The organism is Enterobacter chuandaensis, assembly GCF_039718975.1.
In the GTDB taxonomy this organism is placed as follows: domain Bacteria; phylum Pseudomonadota; class Gammaproteobacteria; order Enterobacterales; family Enterobacteriaceae; genus Enterobacter; species Enterobacter chuandaensis.
Window position 1 is genome coordinate 1,421,349 of sequence record NZ_CP097173.1, and the last position, 17,672, is coordinate 1,439,020.

A 17,672-nucleotide genomic window follows, 5' to 3' on the forward strand; every position below is an offset into this window, starting at 1 on the left:
CGATAGTGTCAAAGGCAACCGAACAGAACGACAAGCTTAAGCGAGCGATAATCGTCTCCGCAGTGCTGCACGTTATTCTCTTTGCAGCGCTGATCTGGAGTTCGTTCGACGAGCATATTGATGCATCAGCGGGCGGTGGTGGAGGGTCTTCCATTGACGCCGTGATGGTGGATCCCGGTGCGGTAGTGCAAAACTATAATCGCGAGCAACAGCAGAAAGCGAGTGCCAAACGGGCTGAAGAGCAGCGTGAAAAACAGGCGCAACAGCAGGCGGAAGAGCTGCGTGAAAAGCAGGCCGCCGAGCAGGAGCGTCTGAAGCAGCTTGAGAAAGAACGTTTGCAGGCGCAGGAAGCCGCGAAAGCGCAGGCAGAGCAGCAGAAGCAAGCCGAAGAGGCCGCGAAAAAAGCGCAGGAACAGCAAAAGCAGGCGGAAGCGGCGGCAGCAAAAGCCGCAGCAGATGCCAAAGCGCAGGCTGATGCCCAGGCGAAATTAGCGGCGGAAGCGGCGAAAAAAGCCGCTGCCGATGCTCAGAAGAAAGCTGAAGCCGAAGCCGCGAAGAAAGCCGCTGCGGATGCCCAGAAGAAAGCTGAAGCCGAAGCCGCGAAGAAAGCCGCTGCGGATGCTCAGAAGAAAGCTGAAGCGGAAGCCGCGAAGAAAGCCGCTCAGGACGCAGAGAAGAAAGCGGCTGCCGAGGCTGCGAAGAAAGCTGCTGCGGCTGAGAAGGCTGCTGCAGAAAAAGCTGCCGCCGCTGAAAAAGCCGCTGCTGATAAAAAAGCTGCAGCTGAGAAGGCCGCTGCCGATAAGAAAGCAGCAGCTGAAAAAGCGGCAGCCAAAAAGGCAGCAGCCGCTGAAAAAGCCGCAGCCGCCGCAGGGGTTGACGATCTGCTGGGCGATTTAAGCTCCGGTAAGAATGCACCGAAAACGGGCGGTGGCGCGAAAGGAAACAACGCAGCGCCGACCGGAAGTGGTAACACTAAGAGTAACGGTGTGACAGGGGCTGAAATCAACGGCTATGCCGCGCAGATTAAATCGGCGATTGAAAGCCGGTTCTATGATGCGTCTTCCTATGCCGGTAAAACGTGTACGCTGCGTATAAAACTAGCTCCGGACGGCATGCTGCTTGATATTAAGTCTGAAGGTGGCGACCCGGCTTTATGTACTGCGGCTCTGGCAGCAGCGCGTCAGGCGAAGATGCCTAAACCGCCTTCTCAGGCAGTCTACGAAGTCTTCAAAAATGCGCCGCTGGACTTCAAACCTTAAGTTACATTTTCCCCGTGCAAACGGGGAAAAATAGACCAGGTTTAGTCACAGGGTTCTGGTAGTTTTGTCTATTTGAGTTTGTTAACATTCTGCTAAATTATCATGGGTAAGGTTACCCGGATAAGGGAGATATGATGAAGCAGGCATTACGTGTAGCATTTAGTTTTTTAATGCTGTGGGCAGCAGTCCTGCACGCAGAAGTACGTATCGAGATCACCCAGGGGGTGGACTCGGCACGCCCAATCGGTGTTGTTCCGTTCCAGTGGGCCGGTCCTGGCGCTGCGCCTGAAGATGCCGGCGGCATCGTGGCGGCTGACCTGCGTAACAGCGGTAAATTCAACCCGTTAGATCGTTCTCGTCTGCCTCAGCAGCCGGGCAGCGCGCAGGAAGTCCAGCCTGCAGCATGGTCTGCGCTGGGTATCGATGCCGTGGTGGTGGGGCAGGTTACGCCTAACCCGGACGGATCTTACAACGTGGCCTGGCAGCTGGTGGATACCGGCGGTGCGCCGGGTACCGTTCTGGCACAGAACTCTTACAAGGTCACTAAACAATACCTGCGCTATGCGGCACACGCGGCTAGCGACGCGGTATTTGAAAAACTGACCGGTATTAAAGGGGCGTTCCGTACCCGTATCGCTTATGTGGTACAGACCAACGGCGGCCAGTTCCCGTATGAGCTGCGCGTATCTGACTACGACGGCTACAACCAGTTCCTGGTGAAACGCTCTTCACAGCCGCTGATGTCTCCAGCCTGGTCTCCGGACGGGTCTAAACTGGCTTACGTGACCTTCGAAAGCGGTCGTTCTGCGCTGGTTATCCAGACGCTGGCAAACGGTGCGGTGCGTCAGGTTGCGTCGTTCCCACGTCACAACGGTGCGCCTTCCTTCTCTCCAGATGGCTCTAAACTGGCGTTTGCGCTGTCTAAAACCGGTAGCCTGAACCTGTACGTGATGGACATTGGCTCCGGTCAGATCCGTCAGGTGACCGACGGTCGCAGCAACAACACTGAACCATCATGGTTCCCGGACAGCCAAAACCTGGCGTTTACCTCTGACCAGGCAGGCCGTCCACAAATCTATAAAGTCAACATCAACGGCGGTGCTCCGCAGCGTATCACCTGGGAAGGCTCTCAGAACCAGAACGCAGACGTGAGCAGCGACGGTAAATTCATGGTAATGGTCAGCTCCAACGGTGGGCAGCAGCACATTGCCAAACAAGATCTGGTAGCGGGTGGCGTCCAAGTTCTGTCGTCAACGTTCCTGGATGAAACGCCAAGTCTGGCACCTAACGGCACTATGGTAATCTACAGCTCTTCTCAGGGGATGGGATCTGTGCTGAATCTGGTTTCTACAGATGGGCGTTTCAAAGCGCGTATTCCGGCAACTGATGGACAGGTAAAATCACCTGCCTGGTCGCCGTATCTGTAAATAATAATTAATTGATTACTAAAGGAATCATAGAAATGCAACTGAACAAAGTGCTGAAGGGGCTGATGATCGCTCTGCCTGTAATGGCAATCGCAGCGTGTTCTTCTAACAAGAACGCAAGCAATGACCAGAGCGGCGAAGGCATGATGGGTGCCGGCACCGGTATGGACGCGAACGGCAATGGCAACATGTCTTCTGAAGAGCAAGCGCGTCTTCAGATGCAGCAGCTGCAGCAGAACAACATCGTTTACTTCGATCTGGATAAATACGACATCCGTTCTGACTTCGCTGCGATGCTGGATGCGCACGCAAACTTCCTGCGTAGCAACCCATCTTACAAAGTCACCGTAGAAGGTCACGCGGACGAACGTGGTACTCCAGAGTACAACATCTCCCTGGGTGAACGTCGTGCGAACGCCGTTAAGATGTACCTGCAGGGTAAAGGCGTTTCTGCTGACCAGATCTCCATCGTTTCTTACGGTAAAGAAAAACCTGCAGTACTGGGTCACGACGAAGCGGCCTACTCCAAAAACCGTCGTGCCGTACTGGTTTACTAAGAGAATTGCATGAGCAGTAACTTCAGACATCATCTGTTGAGTCTGTCGTTACTGGTTGGAATAGCGGCCCCCTGGGCCGCTTTTGCTCAGGCACCAATCAGTAGTGTCGGCTCAGGCTCGGTAGAAGACCGGGTCACTCAGCTCGAGCGTATTTCTAACGCTCACAGTCAGCTTTTAACCCAACTCCAGCAGCAACTTTCCGATAACCAAAACGATATTGACTCTCTCCGTGGCCAGATTCAGGAAAGTCAGTATCAGCTTAACCAGGTTGTGGAACGTCAGAAGCAAATTTTATTGCAGATAGATAGCCTGAGCAGCGGCGGTGCAGCAGCACAGCCCGCAGCGGGCGATCAAAGCGGCGCGGCAACCTCAGCGCCTGCGCCGTCTGCTGATGCTTCAGCCTCAACAGGGGCGCCTGTACAGAGCGGTGACGCGAATACGGATTACAATGCGGCCATTGCCCTGGTGCAGGATAAATCTCGTCAGGATGACGCGCTGGCTGCGTTTCAGAACTTTGTTAAGAAATACCCTGACTCAACCTATCAGCCAAATGCGAATTACTGGCTCGGTCAGTTGAATTACAACAAGGGTAAAAAGGACGATGCGGCGTTTTATTTTGCCTCCGTGGTAAAAAATTACCCGAAATCGCCGAAAGCGCCGGATGCGATGTTTAAGGTTGGCGTGATCATGCAGGACAAAGGCGACACGGCGAAAGCCAAAGCGGTCTATCAGCAGGTTGTTGCAAAATTCCCGGGCACCGAAGGTGCTAAGCAGGCGCAAAAACGCCTGAATTCGATGGGATGATTATCGCATGACCAGAAATCGCGTTATTTCTGGTCGTGCAGCATGATTCGTAAGCAGTTAAGTGATCTTCATCGAAATTTTTGTTGCGCTGAATTCTTAAATCAGTAATATATGCCGCCGTTGCCACGGGATATCAAACAACGTGAAAACAGCGTAAAAGTGGGTCGTTAGCTCAGTTGGTAGAGCAGTTGACTTTTAATCAATTGGTCGCAGGTTCGAATCCTGCACGACCCACCACTTAACGCATTACTGGCAGTACAGAGTGGGTGATTAGCTCAGTTGGTAGAGCATCTCCTTTACACGGAGGGGGTCGGCGGTTCGAGCCCGTCATCACCCACCACTCGGGTCGTTAGCTCAGTTGGTAGAGCAGTTGACTTTTAATCAATTGGTCGCAGGTTCGAATCCTGCACGACCCACCACTTTAAAGTGGTACCGAGTAAAAATCTTCGAAGTCAGCACCCGAATGGGTCGTTAGCTCAGTTGGTAGAGCAGTTGACTTTTAATCAATTGGTCGCAGGTTCGAATCCTGCACGACCCACCACTTCGAAGAAAAAATCCCGCAAGGGGTCGTTAGCTCAGTTGGTAGAGCAGTTGACTTTTAATCAATTGGTCGCAGGTTCGAATCCTGCACGACCCACCAATGTTAAAAAGCGCCCTAAAGGCGCTTTTTTGCTATCTGCAGTTCTACAAATGCCCTTCATATCTATTCCCGGTGACTTTTCACTCCAGATTCGCTATCTTGTTTAGTATACGAAACAAAATTGCCGCACGTTTTGCTTTGTCAGGCAAAAGAAAGGCAATATTGTTAAGCCAGTAAAACGAGAAGCCATAATGAGCGTGATGTTCGATCCTGAAGCCGCAATCTATCCGTTTCCGCCAAAGCCTGTGCCATTAAGCCAGGATGAAAAGCAATTCTACCGCGAGAAGATCAAACGTCTTCTGAAAGAGCGGGATGCGGTGATGGTGGCCCATTACTACACTGATCCGGAAATCCAGCAGCTGGCGGAAGAGACCGGCGGGTGTATTTCCGACTCGCTGGAGATGGCGCGCTTCGGTGCAAAACACCCCGCGTCCACGCTGCTGGTAGCAGGCGTGCGCTTCATGGGCGAAACGGCAAAAATTCTCAGCCCGGAAAAAACCATTCTGATGCCGACGCTCAATGCGGAATGTTCGCTCGATCTCGGCTGCCCGATTGACGAATTCACCGCCTTCTGCGACGCCCATCCTGACCGTACCGTGGTGGTTTACGCCAATACCTCTGCGGCGGTAAAAGCGCGCGCAGACTGGGTTGTCACTTCCAGCATTGCCGTTGAGCTGATTGAACATCTGGATAGCCTTGGCGAGAAAATTATCTGGGCGCCTGACCGCCATCTCGGCAATTACGTTCAGAAGCAAACGGGGGCTGACGTACTCTGCTGGCAGGGCGCCTGCATTGTGCACGACGAATTCAAGATCCAGGCGCTGTCCCGTATGAAGGCGCTTTATCCTGACGCCGCGATTCTTGTTCACCCTGAATCACCGCAGTCGATTGTCGATATGGCCGATGCGGTTGGCTCAACCAGCCAGCTTATCAACGCGGCCAGAACGCTGCCGCACAAGCAGCTCATCGTCGCGACCGATCGCGGTATCTTCTATAAGATGCAGCAGGCCGTACCGGAGAAAGAGCTGCTGGAAGCACCAACGGCGGGCGAGGGCGCGACGTGCCGCAGTTGCGCGCATTGCCCGTGGATGGCGATGAACGGCCTGAAGGCCATTGCCGAAGGGCTCGAGACAGGCGGTGCAGCACATGAAATCCATGTGGACGCCGCTCTGCGTGAAGGTGCGTTAATTCCGCTTAACCGCATGCTGGATTTTGCGGCTACACTACGTACTTAATTCAAAAACGCCCTGGGGAAAAGATGGATTTTTTTAGCACGCAGAACATTCTGGTTCATATACCGATTGGTGCAGGTGGCTATGACCTGTCATGGATTGAAGCCGTTGGCACGCTGGCGGGTTTGCTCTGTATCTGGCTGGCAAGCCTGGAGAAGATCAGCAACTACGCGTTCGGGCTGATTAACGTTACGCTGTTTGCGATTATCTTCTTTCAGATCCAGCTGTACGCCAGCCTGCTTTTGCAGCTGTTCTTCTTCGCCGCCAATATTTACGGCTGGTATGCCTGGTCCCGGCAGAACAGCCAGCAGGAGGCTGAGCTGCAGATCCGCTGGCTGCCCTTGCCGAAAGCCATCGCCTGGTTCGTTGCGTGCGTCGTCGCCATTGGTTTAATGACCGTCTACATCAACCCGGTGTTTGCATTCCTGACCCGCATTGCTGTTTCAGTCATGTCCGCTATGGGCCTGAATGTGGCGATGCCAGAGTTTCAGCCGGATGCCTTCCCGTTCTGGGATTCCTGCATGATGGTGCTGTCGATCGCGGCGATGGTCCTGATGACCCGTAAATACGTTGAGAACTGGCTGCTGTGGGTCATCATCAACGTCATCAGCGTGGTGATTTTTGCCCTTCAGGGCGTCTATGCCATGTCGCTGGAATATCTGCTGCTGACCTTCATTGCCCTGAACGGTAGCAGGATGTGGATCAAGAGCGCGCGTGAGCGAGGCTCACACGCGCTTTCCAGCTAATGGTGATGATGATGTGAATGGTCGGACTGCGCCTCGTTAAGGTGGCAGTCCGGCCCGCTACAGGGCTGATACTCCATCTGGATGGTGGCGTGGCCAATCTCATAGTGGTGCTCAAGAAAGTGCAGGATGCGCTCAAGCAGCGCATCGTGGTCATGAGGTGGGATCACCTGAACGTGCAGCGTCATGACCGGTTTTTCACCCACCAGCCAGACGTGAACATGGTGAACGTTACGCACTTCCGGGACTGTACGGCGCAGGTTGCGCTTCAGCTCGTCAATGTCCATCGATGCCGGTGCCCCTTCCAGCAGTTCATTCACGCTCTCCTTAAGCAGTCGCCAGGCGCTGCGCAAGACCAGACACGACACCAGCACGGAGAGAATCGGGTCGACAGGCGTCCAGCCTGTGTAGAGGATCACCAGCGCAGCGACAATCGCTCCGACTGAGCCGAGTAAATCCCCCAGCACGTGCAGAGCCGCAGCGCGCACGTTGAGGTTCTTTTCCCCGCTGCCGCGGTGCAAAATCCAGAACGCCAGAATATTTGCCAGCAGCCCCGCCACGGCAATGACCATCATTGTTGTCCCGGCGATCGGCTGCGGGTGCCTGAAGCGCTGTACGGCCTCCCAGACGATAAGAACAGTAATAACCACCAGCGCGATGGCGTTAACAAACGCGGCAAGGGTGGTCAGCCTCAGCCAGCCGAAAGTGTGGCGCGCATTAGGAGGACGACGGGCAAACTGCACCGCCAGCAGGGCGAAAAGAAGCGCTGCGGCATCGGTCAGCATGTGTCCGGCATCAGCCAGCAGCGCCAGCGAGCCGGAGACCAGGCCGCCAATGACCTCGATAACCATAAATGTGGCCGTAACGCCGAAGGCCAGCATCAGTCGTTTTGCATTGTCATTGCCGGGAGAGGATGAGGGTGGGTGGGTGTGCGCCATGTCTGCTTTCCTGATTCGTTATTATTTTAGTGTAGCGTTTTTAACAGGTTACTCCAAAAAGAAAGGAGAGCCTGGGCTCTCCTTTCGCATTTAACGCATCAAGAATTATTGGGTTGTGCCATCGGTTTTGGTGTTGGCGTCATTACCCACTTTGTCGTTCGGATCCGGGCACTTGCCGTCCTTACACATCGAGTTCTTGTGAACCTCATCCGAGCTCATATTGTCATGATTCATGGTGTCGGAAGCGCTACCGTTCGGATGCAGCATGGTGCCGCCGGTGTTGGTATTGCCGGTATTGATCTGGCTGTTATCGACATTATTTGGGGCGATATTCTGTTTCGCATCAGGAGCGGGCTGGCCTGCTGCGGCGGCCGCATTCGCATCGCCGTTGCTGTCTGAAGCACCCGTTTCTGCGGCCAGGACGCTGCCGCTGGCAAGGGTGAGTGTGGCAGTCAGGAAGAGGGTGGTCAGTTTTGTCATTTTCATGATGGTGCTCCTGTTCTTGTCGTTACGCTGGATAACATTCTCCAACAGTGCATCTTTTTAGAGGCGAAAGATTCCGCCTTACGGACTTTCGTCAGTAGGGAATCGCGTTTAAGCGTTTAAAAATGGTTGTTACAGTTAAAAAGCTTAGGTTAGATCTCATTTTTCGCTATTTTGTGGCGATTTTTAGGCGAATTCCAGGAATTATCTGCGTGAAGTGTAAAACCGTGTTTACACTTCCTGGTCGACAAGATAGATTGAAAGGATTGCTTTCATTACTAAAGATATGGCAGAGCTGGAAAGAAAATGAATTATCAGAACGACGATTTACGCATTAAAGAGATCAATGAGTTATTACCTCCTGTAGCACTCCTTGAGAAATTCCCCGCCACTGAAAATGCCGCAAACACGGTTTCTCATGCTCGTAAAGCGATCCACAAGATCCTGAAAGGTAATGACGATCGTCTTCTGGTGGTGATTGGCCCGTGTTCTATTCACGATCCTGCTGCGGCAAAAGAGTACGCGGCAAAACTGCTCCAGCTGCGCGAAGAGCTGAAGGGCGAGCTGGAAATCGTGATGCGCGTCTATTTTGAAAAGCCGCGTACCACCGTGGGCTGGAAAGGGCTGATTAACGATCCGCACATGGATAACAGCTTCCAGATCAACGACGGACTGCGCATTGCCCGCAAGCTGCTGCTGGAGATCAACGACAGCGGCCTGCCTGCGGCCGGTGAGTTCCTGGATATGATTACGCCACAATACCTGGCAGACCTGATGAGCTGGGGCGCGATTGGTGCGCGCACCACCGAATCTCAGGTTCACCGCGAGCTGGCTTCCGGTCTCTCTTGCCCGGTGGGCTTCAAAAACGGCACTGACGGCACCATTAAGGTGGCTATCGACGCCATCAACGCCGCGGGTGCGCCGCACTGCTTCCTGTCCGTGACCAAATGGGGCCACTCCGCCATCGTTAACACCAGCGGGAACGGTGACTGCCATATCATTCTGCGCGGCGGTAAAGAGCCAAACTACAGTGCAAAACATGTGGCAGAGGTGAAGGCCGGGCTGGAAAAAGCGGGGCTGCCACCGCAGGTCATGATCGACTTCAGCCATGCCAACTCCAGCAAGCAGTTTAAAAAACAGATGGAAGTCGGGGCAGACGTCTGTCAGCAGATTGCCGGTGGTGAGAAGGCGGTGATCGGGGTGATGATTGAAAGCCATCTGGTTGAAGGGAACCAGAACCTGGAAGGCAGCGAACCGCTGGTGTATGGCAAGAGCGTCACCGATGCCTGCATCGGCTGGGACGATACCGACACCATCCTGCGTCAGCTGGCGAATGCGGTAAAAGCGCGTCGCGGCTGAGTTCTCTCGCAAAAATAAAAAAGCGCGGAAGGCTCCGCGCTTTTTTTATATCTGGCGAAAATTACTTCGCTTTACCCTGGTTCGCCACAGCCGCTGCTTTCGCTGCGATCTCGTCCGCGTTACCCAGATAGTAATGTTTGATTGGCTTGAAGTTTTCGTCGAACTCATACACCAGCGGTACGCCAGTTGGGATGTTCAGTTCGAGGATTTCGTCTTCACCCATGTTGTCCAGGTATTTCACCAGCGCACGCAGGGAGTTACCGTGAGCGGCGATGATCACGCGCTCGCCGCTTTTCAGGCGTGGCAGAATGGTTTCGTTCCAGTAAGGCACCACGCGGTCGATGGTCAGCGCCAGGCTCTCGGTGGTTGGCAGCTCAGCGTCGGTCAGTTTCGCGTAGCGCGGGTCGTGGCCCGGATAGCGCTCGTCATCTTTGGTCAGCTCTGGCGGGGTTACCGCGAAGCCGCGACGCCACTGTTTAACCTGCTCGTCGCCGTATTTCTCAGCGGTTTCCGCTTTGTTAAGACCCTGCAGCGCACCGTAGTGACGCTCGTTCAGTTTCCAGGATTTCTCAACCGGCAGCCAGGCCTGATCCAGTTCATCCAGCACGTTCCACAGGGTGTGGATGGCACGTTTCAGCACAGAGGTGTAAGCAAAATCAAAGCTGAAGCCTTCTTCCTTCAGCAGTTTACCTGCTGCTTTTGCTTCGCTTACGCCTTTCTCGGACAGATCAACGTCGTACCAACCGGTGAAGCGGTTTTCGTTGTTCCACTGGCTTTCGCCGTGACGCACCAGGACCAGCTTAGTAATAGCCATCTCTTACTCCTCAAGCATTTTTAGAATGATAACAATTCTCATTATATTGCTGTGGCCGTGCCAGCAGCAACGCTTAACCCTAACCATAGCGAAAATAGTCTCTGAGTGTAAGATGCTTGTGAATTCAGGGTTATGATTTTGTCTGCGATCGGCGCTATTTTCAGCAAGACGCGCAGAAAAAAGCCCTCCGGGAGGAGGGCTTGAAATTAATGTGGAATAAAATGGTATTCCGTCACGCTCACGTACTCTTCACCCGGGCGCAGCACGCAGTCCGGCTGCGGCCATTCAGGATGATTCGGGCTGTCCGGCAGGAACTCGCTCTCTAATGCAAGGCCTTGCCAGTCGCTGTACTCATCGTGTTCGCGTGCCGTCGTGCCGCCGAGGTAGTTGCCCGAATAAAATTGCAGAGCAGGGGCGGTGGTATACACCGTCATCTGCAGTTTCTCATCGCTGGACCAGACCTGTGCGGCAGGCTGCTTCACATCACCTTTGGCCTGCAGCAGAAACGCGTGGTCGTAACCTTTTACCTTGCGCTGATCGTCATCGCTCAGGAAATCCTGGGCGATGGGTTTTGCGTTGCGGAAGTCAAAGCTGGTACCTTCAACGGGCTTCAGCCCCTGATACGGAATACCCATCTCGTCAACAGGCAAATAGGCATCTGCCAGGATCTGCAGTTTGTGATTACGCACGTCGCACTGGTTACCGTCCAGGTTGAAATACGCATGGTTAGTCAGGTTAACCGGGCACGGCTTATCGACCGTCGCACGGTATTCAATGGCAATACGGTTATCGTCCGTCAGCGTAAAGCGCGCGGACGCGGTAAGGTTCCCCGGGAAGCCCTGATCGCCATCAAGCGAATCCAGCGAGAACAGCACTTCGCCGTCGTTTTGACGAACAATTTTCCAGCGGCGCTTATCAAACCCGTCCGGGCCGCCGTGCAGCTGGTTTTCGCCCTGGCTTGGCAGCAGGGGGTACTGCACGCCGTCGAGTTCAAAACGGCTCTTCGCGATGCGGTTAGCATAGCGCCCCACGGATGCGCCCAGATAGGCAGACTGATTAACGTACTGCTCGGGCGAGGCGCAGCCCAGCAGGGTTTCGCGCACGCTGCCGTCCGGCATCGGTACACGGGCAGAAAGAAGGGTCGCACCCCAGTCCATCAGCGTAACCACCATCCCCGCGCTGTTGCGCAGGGTTAACAGGCGATACGGCAGTCCATCCGGTGCGAGGGTAGGCGTTTCGTTTAGCACTGTCCGGCTCCTTGTGATGCTTTACATACATAGAAGGTTTCTTTGATACCTGTTTTCGCTTCGTACTGCTTCGCCACGGCGTCCTGGACGGCAGGGACCAGCTCTTCAGGCACCAGCGCGACGATGCAGCCACCAAAACCGCCGCCCGTCATGCGCACGCCACCTTTGTCGCCAATAACCGCTTTGACGATGTCTACCAGGGTGTCGATCTGCGGAACGGTGATCTCAAAATCATCGCGCATGGAGGCGTGAGATTCCGCCATCAGCTCACCCATGCGCTTCAGGTCGCCTTTCGCCAGCGCGGAGGCGGCTTCAACGGTACGGGCATTTTCGGTCAGCACGTGACGCACGCGTCTGGCGACAACCGGATCCAACTCATGCGCCACTTTGTTAAATTCATCAAGCGTTACGTCGCGCAGGGCAGGCTGCTGGAAGAAGCGCGCGCCGGTTTCACACTGCTCGCGGCGGGTGTTGTACTCACTGCCCACCAGCGTGCGTTTAAAGTTGCTGTTGATGATCACCACGGCCGCGCCTTTTGGCAGCGGAACGGCTTTGGTGCCAAGCGAACGGCAGTCAATCAGCAGCGCGTGCTCTTTTTTACCGAGCGCGGAGATCAGCTGGTCCATAATGCCGCAGTTGCAGCCCACAAACTGGTTTTCCGCTTCCTGACCGTTCAGGGCAATTTGCGCCCCGTCCAGCGGCAGATGATACAGCTGCTGGAAGACGGTTCCCACGGCCACTTCGAGCGAGGCCGACGAGCTTAAGCCCGCACCCTGCGGCACGTTGCCGCTGATGACTAAATCGGCGCCACCAAAATTCTTGTTGCGCTTCTGCAGATGCTTCACCACGCCGCGCACGTAGTTAGACCACTGCTGGCTGTCGTGCGTCACAATCGGAGCATCAAGGGAAAACTCGTCCGTCTCATTACCGTAATCCGCCGCAATCACGCGGACTTTACGGTCGTCGCGCTTTGCACAGCTGATGATCGTCTGGTAATCAATGGCGCACGGCAGCACGAAACCGTCGTTGTAGTCGGTGTGTTCACCGATCAGGTTAACGCGGCCTGGCGCCTGAATAACGTGGGTGGCAGGGTAGCCAAATTTCTCAGCAAACAGGGATTGTGTTTTATCTTTCAGACTCATTTTTTTAGACTCCTGATTCGCGATAGTGGACGTCGCTGACGGCACGCAGACGTTCTGCCGCCTGTTCCGCCGTCAGGTCACGCTGGGTTTCCGCCAGCATTTCATAGCCCACCATGAATTTACGCACCGTCGCGGAGCGCAGCAGCGGCGGATAGAAATGGGCGTGCAGCTGCCAGTGCTGATTATCCTCACCGTTAAACGGTGCGCCGTGCCAGCCCATGGAGTAGGGGAAGGAGCACTGGAACAGGTTGTCGTAACGGCTGGTCAGCTTTTTCAGCGCCAGCGCAAGGTCATCACGCTGCGCGTCGCTGAGATCGGTAATGCGCTGAACGTGCGCTTTCGGCAGCAGCAGCGTTTCGAACGGCCAGGCGGCCCAGTAAGGCACGACCGCCAGCCAGTGTTCGGTTTCCACGACGGTACGGCTGCCGTCGGCCAGCTCGCGCTGAGTGTAGTCCACCAGCATAGGTGAGCCGTTTTCTGCGAAATAGGTTTTTTGCAGACGGTCCTCACGCTCGGCTTCGTTGGGCAGGAAGCTGTTCGCCCAGATTTGGCCGTGCGGATGCGGGTTAGAGCAGCCCATCGCCGCGCCTTTATTTTCGAATACCTGCACCCACGGGTAGCTCTGCCCCAGCTCAGCGGTTTGCGCCTGCCAGGTGCTGACCACCTCTTTCAGGGCGTCAACGCTCAGCTCCGGCAGCGTTTTGCTGTGATCGGGCGAGAAGCAAATGACGCGGCTGGTACCGCGCGCGCTTTCGCAACGCATCAGCGGGTCGTGGCTCGCGGGCGCGTCCGGGGTGTCTGTCATCAGGGCGGCAAAATCGTTGGTAAACACGAAGGTGCCTTTGTAGTCCGGGTTTTTATCCCCGGTCACGCGCGTGTTGCCCGGACAGAGGAAGCAGTCCGGGTCGTGCTGTGGCAGCGTCTGTTTTGCAGGCGTCTCCTGCGCCCCCTGCCAGGGGCGCTTGGCGCGATGCGGAGAGACCAAAATCCATTGCCCGCTTAGCGGGTTAAAACGACGATGCGGATGATCGACGGGATTAAACGAAGTCATGAAGGATCCTTAGTCCGGATAACCCTGCGGGTGGCGAGACTGCCAGTGCCAGGTATCCTGTGCCATTTCATCAAGCGTGCGGGTGACACGCCAGTTAAGCTCTTTGTCGGCTTTGGAGGCATCGGCCCAGTAAGCCGGAAGATCGCCTTCGCGACGCGGCGCGAAGTGGTAGTTCACCGGCTTACCGCAGGCTTTGCTGAAGGCGTTGACCACGTCCAGCACACTGCTGCCGACCCCGGCGCCGAGGTTGTAAATATGCACGCCCGGCTTGTCAGCCAGCTGCTGCATGGCCGCAACGTGGCCGTCTGCTAAATCCATCACGTGAATATAGTCACGCACGCCGGTACCGTCTTCGGTCGGGTAGTCATTGCCAAAAATCGCCAGCGAGTCGCGGCGACCCACGGCCACCTGGGCGATGTACGGCATCAGGTTGTTCGGGATACCCTGCGGATCTTCACCCATGTCTCCAGAAGGATGCGCGCCAACTGGGTTGAAGTAGCGCAGCAGCGCGATGCTCCACTCTGGCTGGGCTTTTTGCAGGTCGGTCAGGATCTGTTCCACCATCAGCTTGCTTTTTCCGTACGGGCTTTGCGGCGTGCCGGTCGGGAAGCTTTCCACGTAAGGGATTTTTGGCTGATCGCCATAGACGGTGGCGGAGGAGCTAAAGATAAAGTTTTTGACGTTCGCCGCGCGCATGGCGGAGATCAGACGCAGGGTGCCGTTGACGTTGTTGTCGTAATACTCAAGCGGTTTCGCAACGGATTCACCAACCGCTTTCAGACCCGCGAAGTGGATCACCGCTTCGATGGCGTGGTCGTGAAGGATCTCGGTCATCAGCGCTTCGTTGCGGATGTCGCCTTCCACGAAGGTCGGCTGTTTACCGCCAAGACGTTCAATCACCGGCAGCACGCTGCGCTTACTATTGCACAGGTTGTCGAGGATGATCACATCGTGACCATTTTGCAGCAGCTGCACACAGGTATGACTTCCTATGTAACCGCTACCACCTGTTACCAGAACTCGCATAATTCGCTCCATTGGGCCTATGGTATGTAATAACCATAGCATAACAGAGACGCGAAAAGTGTGACATGGGATAAAATAGTGGAATCGTTTACACTCGTTTTCATACTCACTTTTTTGATGACTCAGAGCATTCTAGATCAAAGAGATAGGGATGTATTGATGCAAGTTATCTGAAAAGAGGAGGGCAATGCCCTCCATGGTTACTCGAGGTTGCTGAGAAGGTAGCGATAACCCTCGCCGCAGGCGACAAACTCAAGGCGATGGGTGATACAGGCGGGGGCATCTTCGGCATGGTGTGAAACGAACAGCAGTTGCGTTTCGCCTTCGCCAATCAGCACGTCCACAAAGCGGCGGACCAGCTGTCGGTTAAGCGGATCGAGTCCCTGAAGCGGCTCGTCCAGAATTAACAGCGTCGGGTGTTTTACCAGCGCGCGTACGATCAATGCCAGGCGCTGCTGCCCCCACGACAGGCTATGAAACGGCGCGTCAGCGACCCGGCTGTCCATGCCCAAAATATCCAGCCACTGCTGGGCCAGCTTATGCTGTTTGTCCGACACCGCCTGATAAATGCCGATGGAATCAAAATACCCGGAAAGGATCACGTTCCGTACCGTAGTACTGACCCGGTAATCCAGGTGCAGGCTGCTGCTGACGTAGCCAATGTGCTTTTTGATATCCCAGATGGTTTCGCCGCTGCCGCGACGGCGGCCAAATAGCGTCAGATCGTTGCTGTAGCCCTGCGGGTGATCGCCGGTTACCAGGCTCAGCAGCGTGGATTTCCCCGCACCGTTGGGGCCGACAATCTGCCAGTGTTCATCAGGATTGACCGTCCAGCTGAGGTGATTCAGGATCGGTCGTTCGTCATAGGAGACGACGCCATCGCGCAGGACGATAAGCGGCTGTCGGGGATCGAGACCGTGGCGTGCTGCCGGCGCGTCGGGATCCGGCAGCGCAATGCCCGCCATTTTTTCGCTGTGCGCAAGCTGGGCAATCAGCGCCTGCCTGAGCAGCGTGGATTTTTCCCCGGTTTCGATCAGGCTACAGTCTGCCAGCACGCCCGCGTTCTGCACGAAATCAGGAATTTCGTCAAAGCGGTTCAGCACCAGTACGATCGTATAGCCTTCCTGGTTCAGCGAGCCCAGCAGGGCAGCCAGCTGGGCGCGGGAGTGAACATCCAGCCCGTCAAAGGGCTCATCAAGAATCAGCAGCTCCGGCTGCCCCATGAGCGCCTGACACAGCAGCGTTTTTCGCGTCTCGCCGGTAGAGAGGTACTTAAATCGCCGGTTCAGCAGCGCGGAAATGCCAAACTGTTCAGCCAGATGCTGGCAGCGGGCGGGATCTTTCACCTCATCCTGAATAATTTCTGCCGCTGTGCGGCCAGTGTCTTCTTCGCCAGGACTGAGTAAATCGGTGTTGTTGCGCTGCCATTCGTCACTGACCAGCTTTTGCAGCTGTTCAAAGGAAAGGCGCGTCAGGCGCGTGAAATCGCTACGGCATTCGCCTTTAAGAAAGGGAAGCTCTCCGGCCAGCGCGCGGGCCAGCGCGGATTTACCGCTGCCGTTAGTACCGACAAACGCCCAGCTTTCACCCGCGCGTATTGTTAGATCGGCAATCGTCAGCGTTCGGGTATCGCTAAGACGAAACGTGCCTTGCGAAATATGCAATGATGACATGATTTATCCCATTTTTTGCAGCAACAGCTGTCAGGGATACGCACTGTCGACGCGATTGTCAATGCGCTCAGCACAATGTGGCGATAATCACCCGGTCCGCGTTGAAATATGCGGTGACGACAGCACCTTCTTCTAAACCGTCCGCCTCGCTGAGCGGGACCGTGGCGCAAAGCATTTGCCCGTCAGCCAGGGGCATCAGCACCTCGCACTGCTCCTTGCCACGTTCGATATGGCTGATGGTGCCCCGCAGTTGATTATCGGCGGTCCTGGCCTTGTCCGGGTCGCGCGTGATATTGACCCACGGTGCTTTCAGCAGCACCAGCACCTCTTTGCCTTCATCCAGCTCAAGGCGCTCTGCGCTCTGGGCCGTTATCGCCGCTTTCAGACGGGTGGCACCATCGGCAAGCAGGATCTCAATATGCTGCTGTACCTGGAGATTGTCGCGCGCCGTCACCGTTCCAAACCACTGGTTGCGGGCGCTGGTTTGTAACGAGAAGCGGGAAATGGCGGCCAGCAAACTGTCCAGCGGAACGTTATCGTCGTCGCTCAAAACATCAAACGCTTTTTGCTGGATCTGGGCCAGAAGATCGTAAAGCTGAATCAGTCGCTGACCGTAGCGCGTGACGACCGCACCTCCACCGCCTTTTCCGCCAGTGGCTCTGTCCACCAGAGGATGCTCGCTCAGGGTGTTCATGTCATTGATGGCATCCCAGGCGCTTTTATAGCTAATACCGGCGTTTTTTGCCCCCTGGCTTATTGAGCCGGTTTGTTCTATTTGTTTAAGCAGGGCCATGCGTCTGGGGTCGGCGAAAAGCTTTTGCTGAAGTCGGAGAGTAAGAAGGATTTCGGCCTGCATAACAGTGTCCTGGCAAAAAGGCTATTGTGACCCAAATGGTGCAGGGCGCAAAGCGCACCGCACAAAAGGGGATGTTTTTCTTACTTTTCAGGGTAGAATAAGCCATTCACAAAATCTGGAGAAAACCATGTTAGAGTTGTTGAAAAGTCTGGTATTCGCCGTGATCATGGTACCAGTAGTGATGGCCATCATCCTCGGTGCCATCTACGGCCTGGGTGAAGTGTTCAACGTCTTTTCGAACATTGGTCACAGAGACCGGGCGAAAAAGCAGCATTAATTTCCCACAAAACGCCCGGCTTGCCCGGGCGTTTTGCTCTCAAGTTTTTCTTCTTTTTACCGATATTCTTTAAGTACCAGGCCTGCTTACCCCTTGAGCGGTAGGATTTAGCGCTGGGATCTCCCTGAAGATATCGTTATATTA

Annotated in this window: 17 protein-coding genes and 5 tRNA genes; 13 read left to right on the top strand and 9 right to left on the bottom strand. The window is 55.1% G+C overall.

What is annotated here, in order from left to right:
• Positions 1 to 5 precede the first annotated feature (5 nt).
• The 11 genes from tolA to pnuC all read left to right on the top strand — a co-directional run bounded on the left by tolA (position 6) and on the right by pnuC (position 6,665).
• Positions 6 to 1,259, top strand: coding sequence for a cell envelope integrity protein TolA (tolA, locus tag MX657_RS06840; RefSeq protein WP_346807794.1), 1,254 nt, complete (start codon positions 6 to 8; stop codon positions 1,257 to 1,259).
• A 134-nt stretch (positions 1,260 to 1,393) separates the two neighbouring features.
• Entirely contained in the window at positions 1,394 to 2,686 is a 1,293-nt protein-coding gene (tolB, locus tag MX657_RS06845) for a Tol-Pal system beta propeller repeat protein TolB (RefSeq protein ID WP_013097529.1), read from the top strand.
• Between the two features lie 35 nt (positions 2,687 to 2,721).
• Complete coding sequence (gene pal, locus MX657_RS06850; protein WP_003858578.1) at positions 2,722 to 3,243, top strand: peptidoglycan-associated lipoprotein Pal; 522 nt, start codon at positions 2,722 to 2,724, stop codon at positions 3,241 to 3,243.
• 9 nt (positions 3,244 to 3,252) lie between these two features.
• The gene (cpoB, locus tag MX657_RS06855; protein WP_119915074.1) at positions 3,253 to 4,047 is read left to right on the top strand and encodes a cell division protein CpoB; all 795 of its coding nucleotides are present in this window, start codon (positions 3,253 to 3,255) and stop codon (positions 4,045 to 4,047) included.
• Between the two features lie 161 nt (positions 4,048 to 4,208).
• Positions 4,209 to 4,284 (top strand) — tRNA-Lys (locus MX657_RS06860).
• A 27-nt stretch (positions 4,285 to 4,311) separates the two neighbouring features.
• Positions 4,312 to 4,387: transfer RNA gene (locus MX657_RS06865), tRNA-Val, on the top strand.
• Between the two features lie 3 nt (positions 4,388 to 4,390).
• Positions 4,391 to 4,466: transfer RNA gene (locus MX657_RS06870), tRNA-Lys, on the top strand.
• Between the two features lie 46 nt (positions 4,467 to 4,512).
• Positions 4,513 to 4,588: transfer RNA gene (locus tag MX657_RS06875), tRNA-Lys, on the top strand.
• A 23-nt stretch (positions 4,589 to 4,611) separates the two neighbouring features.
• Positions 4,612 to 4,687 (top strand) — tRNA-Lys (locus MX657_RS06880).
• 191 nt (positions 4,688 to 4,878) lie between these two features.
• On the top strand, positions 4,879 to 5,922 hold the full coding sequence (gene nadA / locus MX657_RS06885; protein WP_346807797.1) for a quinolinate synthase NadA: 1,044 nt from the start codon (positions 4,879 to 4,881) through the stop codon (positions 5,920 to 5,922).
• Positions 5,923 to 5,945: 23 nt separating this feature from the next.
• Positions 5,946 to 6,665, top strand: coding sequence for a nicotinamide riboside transporter PnuC (pnuC, locus tag MX657_RS06890; RefSeq protein ID WP_346807798.1), 720 nt, complete (start codon positions 5,946 to 5,948; stop codon positions 6,663 to 6,665).
• Here the strand turns inward: pnuC and zitB are convergent.
• Together zitB and MX657_RS06900 are read right to left on the bottom strand one after the other, a co-directional pair.
• The gene (zitB, locus tag MX657_RS06895) at positions 6,662 to 7,600 is read right to left on the bottom strand and encodes a CDF family zinc transporter ZitB (RefSeq protein ID WP_346807799.1); all 939 of its coding nucleotides are present in this window, start codon (positions 7,598 to 7,600) and stop codon (positions 6,662 to 6,664) included. The genes pnuC and zitB overlap by 4 nt on opposite strands.
• Before the next feature lie 105 nt (positions 7,601 to 7,705).
• Entirely contained in the window at positions 7,706 to 8,086 is a 381-nt protein-coding gene (locus MX657_RS06900) for a YbgS-like family protein (protein WP_219366907.1), read from the bottom strand.
• 303 nt (positions 8,087 to 8,389) lie between these two features.
• Here MX657_RS06900 and aroG point away from each other — a divergent pair, with 303 nt between their 5' ends.
• Positions 8,390 to 9,442 (top strand): 3-deoxy-7-phosphoheptulonate synthase AroG, encoded by a 1,053-nt coding sequence (gene aroG, locus MX657_RS06905; RefSeq protein ID WP_217480048.1) that lies wholly within the window; start codon positions 8,390 to 8,392, stop codon positions 9,440 to 9,442.
• 61 nt (positions 9,443 to 9,503) lie between these two features.
• Here the strand turns inward: aroG and gpmA are convergent, their stop codons facing one another.
• The 7 genes from gpmA to modE all read right to left on the bottom strand — a co-directional run bounded on the left by gpmA (position 9,504) and on the right by modE (position 17,251).
• Positions 9,504 to 10,256, bottom strand: coding sequence for a 2,3-diphosphoglycerate-dependent phosphoglycerate mutase (gene gpmA, locus MX657_RS06910; protein ID WP_008501111.1), 753 nt, complete (start codon positions 10,254 to 10,256; stop codon positions 9,504 to 9,506).
• A gap of 206 nt (positions 10,257 to 10,462) precedes the next feature.
• The gene (gene galM / locus MX657_RS06915; RefSeq protein WP_346807801.1) at positions 10,463 to 11,503 is read right to left on the bottom strand and encodes a galactose-1-epimerase; all 1,041 of its coding nucleotides are present in this window, start codon (positions 11,501 to 11,503) and stop codon (positions 10,463 to 10,465) included.
• Positions 11,497 to 12,645 carry a galactokinase gene (galK, locus tag MX657_RS06920; RefSeq protein WP_119915068.1) on the bottom strand — a complete coding sequence of 383 codons (1,149 nt, stop codon included), beginning with the start codon at positions 12,643 to 12,645 and terminating at the stop codon, positions 11,497 to 11,499. The genes galM and galK overlap by 7 nt, the downstream gene beginning before the upstream one ends.
• 4 nt (positions 12,646 to 12,649) lie before the next feature.
• Entirely contained in the window at positions 12,650 to 13,696 is a 1,047-nt protein-coding gene (galT, locus tag MX657_RS06925) for a galactose-1-phosphate uridylyltransferase (RefSeq protein ID WP_119915067.1), read from the bottom strand.
• 9 nt (positions 13,697 to 13,705) lie between these two features.
• The gene (gene galE, locus MX657_RS06930; protein ID WP_080327857.1) at positions 13,706 to 14,722 is read right to left on the bottom strand and encodes a UDP-glucose 4-epimerase GalE; all 1,017 of its coding nucleotides are present in this window, start codon (positions 14,720 to 14,722) and stop codon (positions 13,706 to 13,708) included.
• A 200-nt stretch (positions 14,723 to 14,922) separates the two neighbouring features.
• The gene (modF, locus tag MX657_RS06935) at positions 14,923 to 16,395 is read right to left on the bottom strand and encodes a molybdate ABC transporter ATP-binding protein ModF (RefSeq protein WP_346807802.1); all 1,473 of its coding nucleotides are present in this window, start codon (positions 16,393 to 16,395) and stop codon (positions 14,923 to 14,925) included.
• A gap of 67 nt (positions 16,396 to 16,462) precedes the next feature.
• Complete coding sequence (modE, locus tag MX657_RS06940) at positions 16,463 to 17,251, bottom strand: molybdenum-dependent transcriptional regulator (RefSeq protein WP_119915065.1); 789 nt, start codon at positions 17,249 to 17,251, stop codon at positions 16,463 to 16,465.
• A gap of 127 nt (positions 17,252 to 17,378) precedes the next feature.
• Here modE and MX657_RS06945 point away from each other — a divergent pair, with 127 nt between their 5' ends.
• A complete protein-coding gene (locus MX657_RS06945; protein ID WP_013097516.1) occupies positions 17,379 to 17,528 on the top strand; it encodes an AcrZ family multidrug efflux pump-associated protein in 150 nt (49 codons plus the stop codon).
• The last annotated feature ends 144 nt before the right edge of the window (positions 17,529 to 17,672 follow it).

Coding starts and splice junctions, on each gene's coding strand:
- tolB (WP_013097529.1), top strand. CDS start 1,394: ATGAAGCAGGCATTACGTGTAGCATTTAGTTTTTTAATGCTGTGGGCA.
- pal (WP_003858578.1), top strand. CDS start 2,722: ATGCAACTGAACAAAGTGCTGAAGGGGCTGATGATCGCTCTGCCTGTA.
- cpoB (WP_119915074.1), top strand. CDS start 3,253: ATGAGCAGTAACTTCAGACATCATCTGTTGAGTCTGTCGTTACTGGTT.
- nadA (WP_346807797.1), top strand. CDS start 4,879: ATGAGCGTGATGTTCGATCCTGAAGCCGCAATCTATCCGTTTCCGCCA.
- pnuC (WP_346807798.1), top strand. CDS start 5,946: ATGGATTTTTTTAGCACGCAGAACATTCTGGTTCATATACCGATTGGT.
- zitB (WP_346807799.1), bottom strand. CDS start 7,600: ATGGCGCACACCCACCCACCCTCATCCTCTCCCGGCAATGACAATGCA.
- MX657_RS06900 (WP_219366907.1), bottom strand. CDS start 8,086: ATGAAAATGACAAAACTGACCACCCTCTTCCTGACTGCCACACTCACC.
- aroG (WP_217480048.1), top strand. CDS start 8,390: ATGAATTATCAGAACGACGATTTACGCATTAAAGAGATCAATGAGTTA.
- gpmA (WP_008501111.1), bottom strand. CDS start 10,256: ATGGCTATTACTAAGCTGGTCCTGGTGCGTCACGGCGAAAGCCAGTGG.
- galK (WP_119915068.1), bottom strand. CDS start 12,645: ATGAGTCTGAAAGATAAAACACAATCCCTGTTTGCTGAGAAATTTGGC.
- galT (WP_119915067.1), bottom strand. CDS start 13,696: ATGACTTCGTTTAATCCCGTCGATCATCCGCATCGTCGTTTTAACCCG.
- galE (WP_080327857.1), bottom strand. CDS start 14,722: ATGCGAGTTCTGGTAACAGGTGGTAGCGGTTACATAGGAAGTCATACC.
- modF (WP_346807802.1), bottom strand. CDS start 16,395: ATGTCATCATTGCATATTTCGCAAGGCACGTTTCGTCTTAGCGATACC.
- modE (WP_119915065.1), bottom strand. CDS start 17,251: ATGCAGGCCGAAATCCTTCTTACTCTCCGACTTCAGCAAAAGCTTTTC.
- MX657_RS06945 (WP_013097516.1), top strand. CDS start 17,379: ATGTTAGAGTTGTTGAAAAGTCTGGTATTCGCCGTGATCATGGTACCA.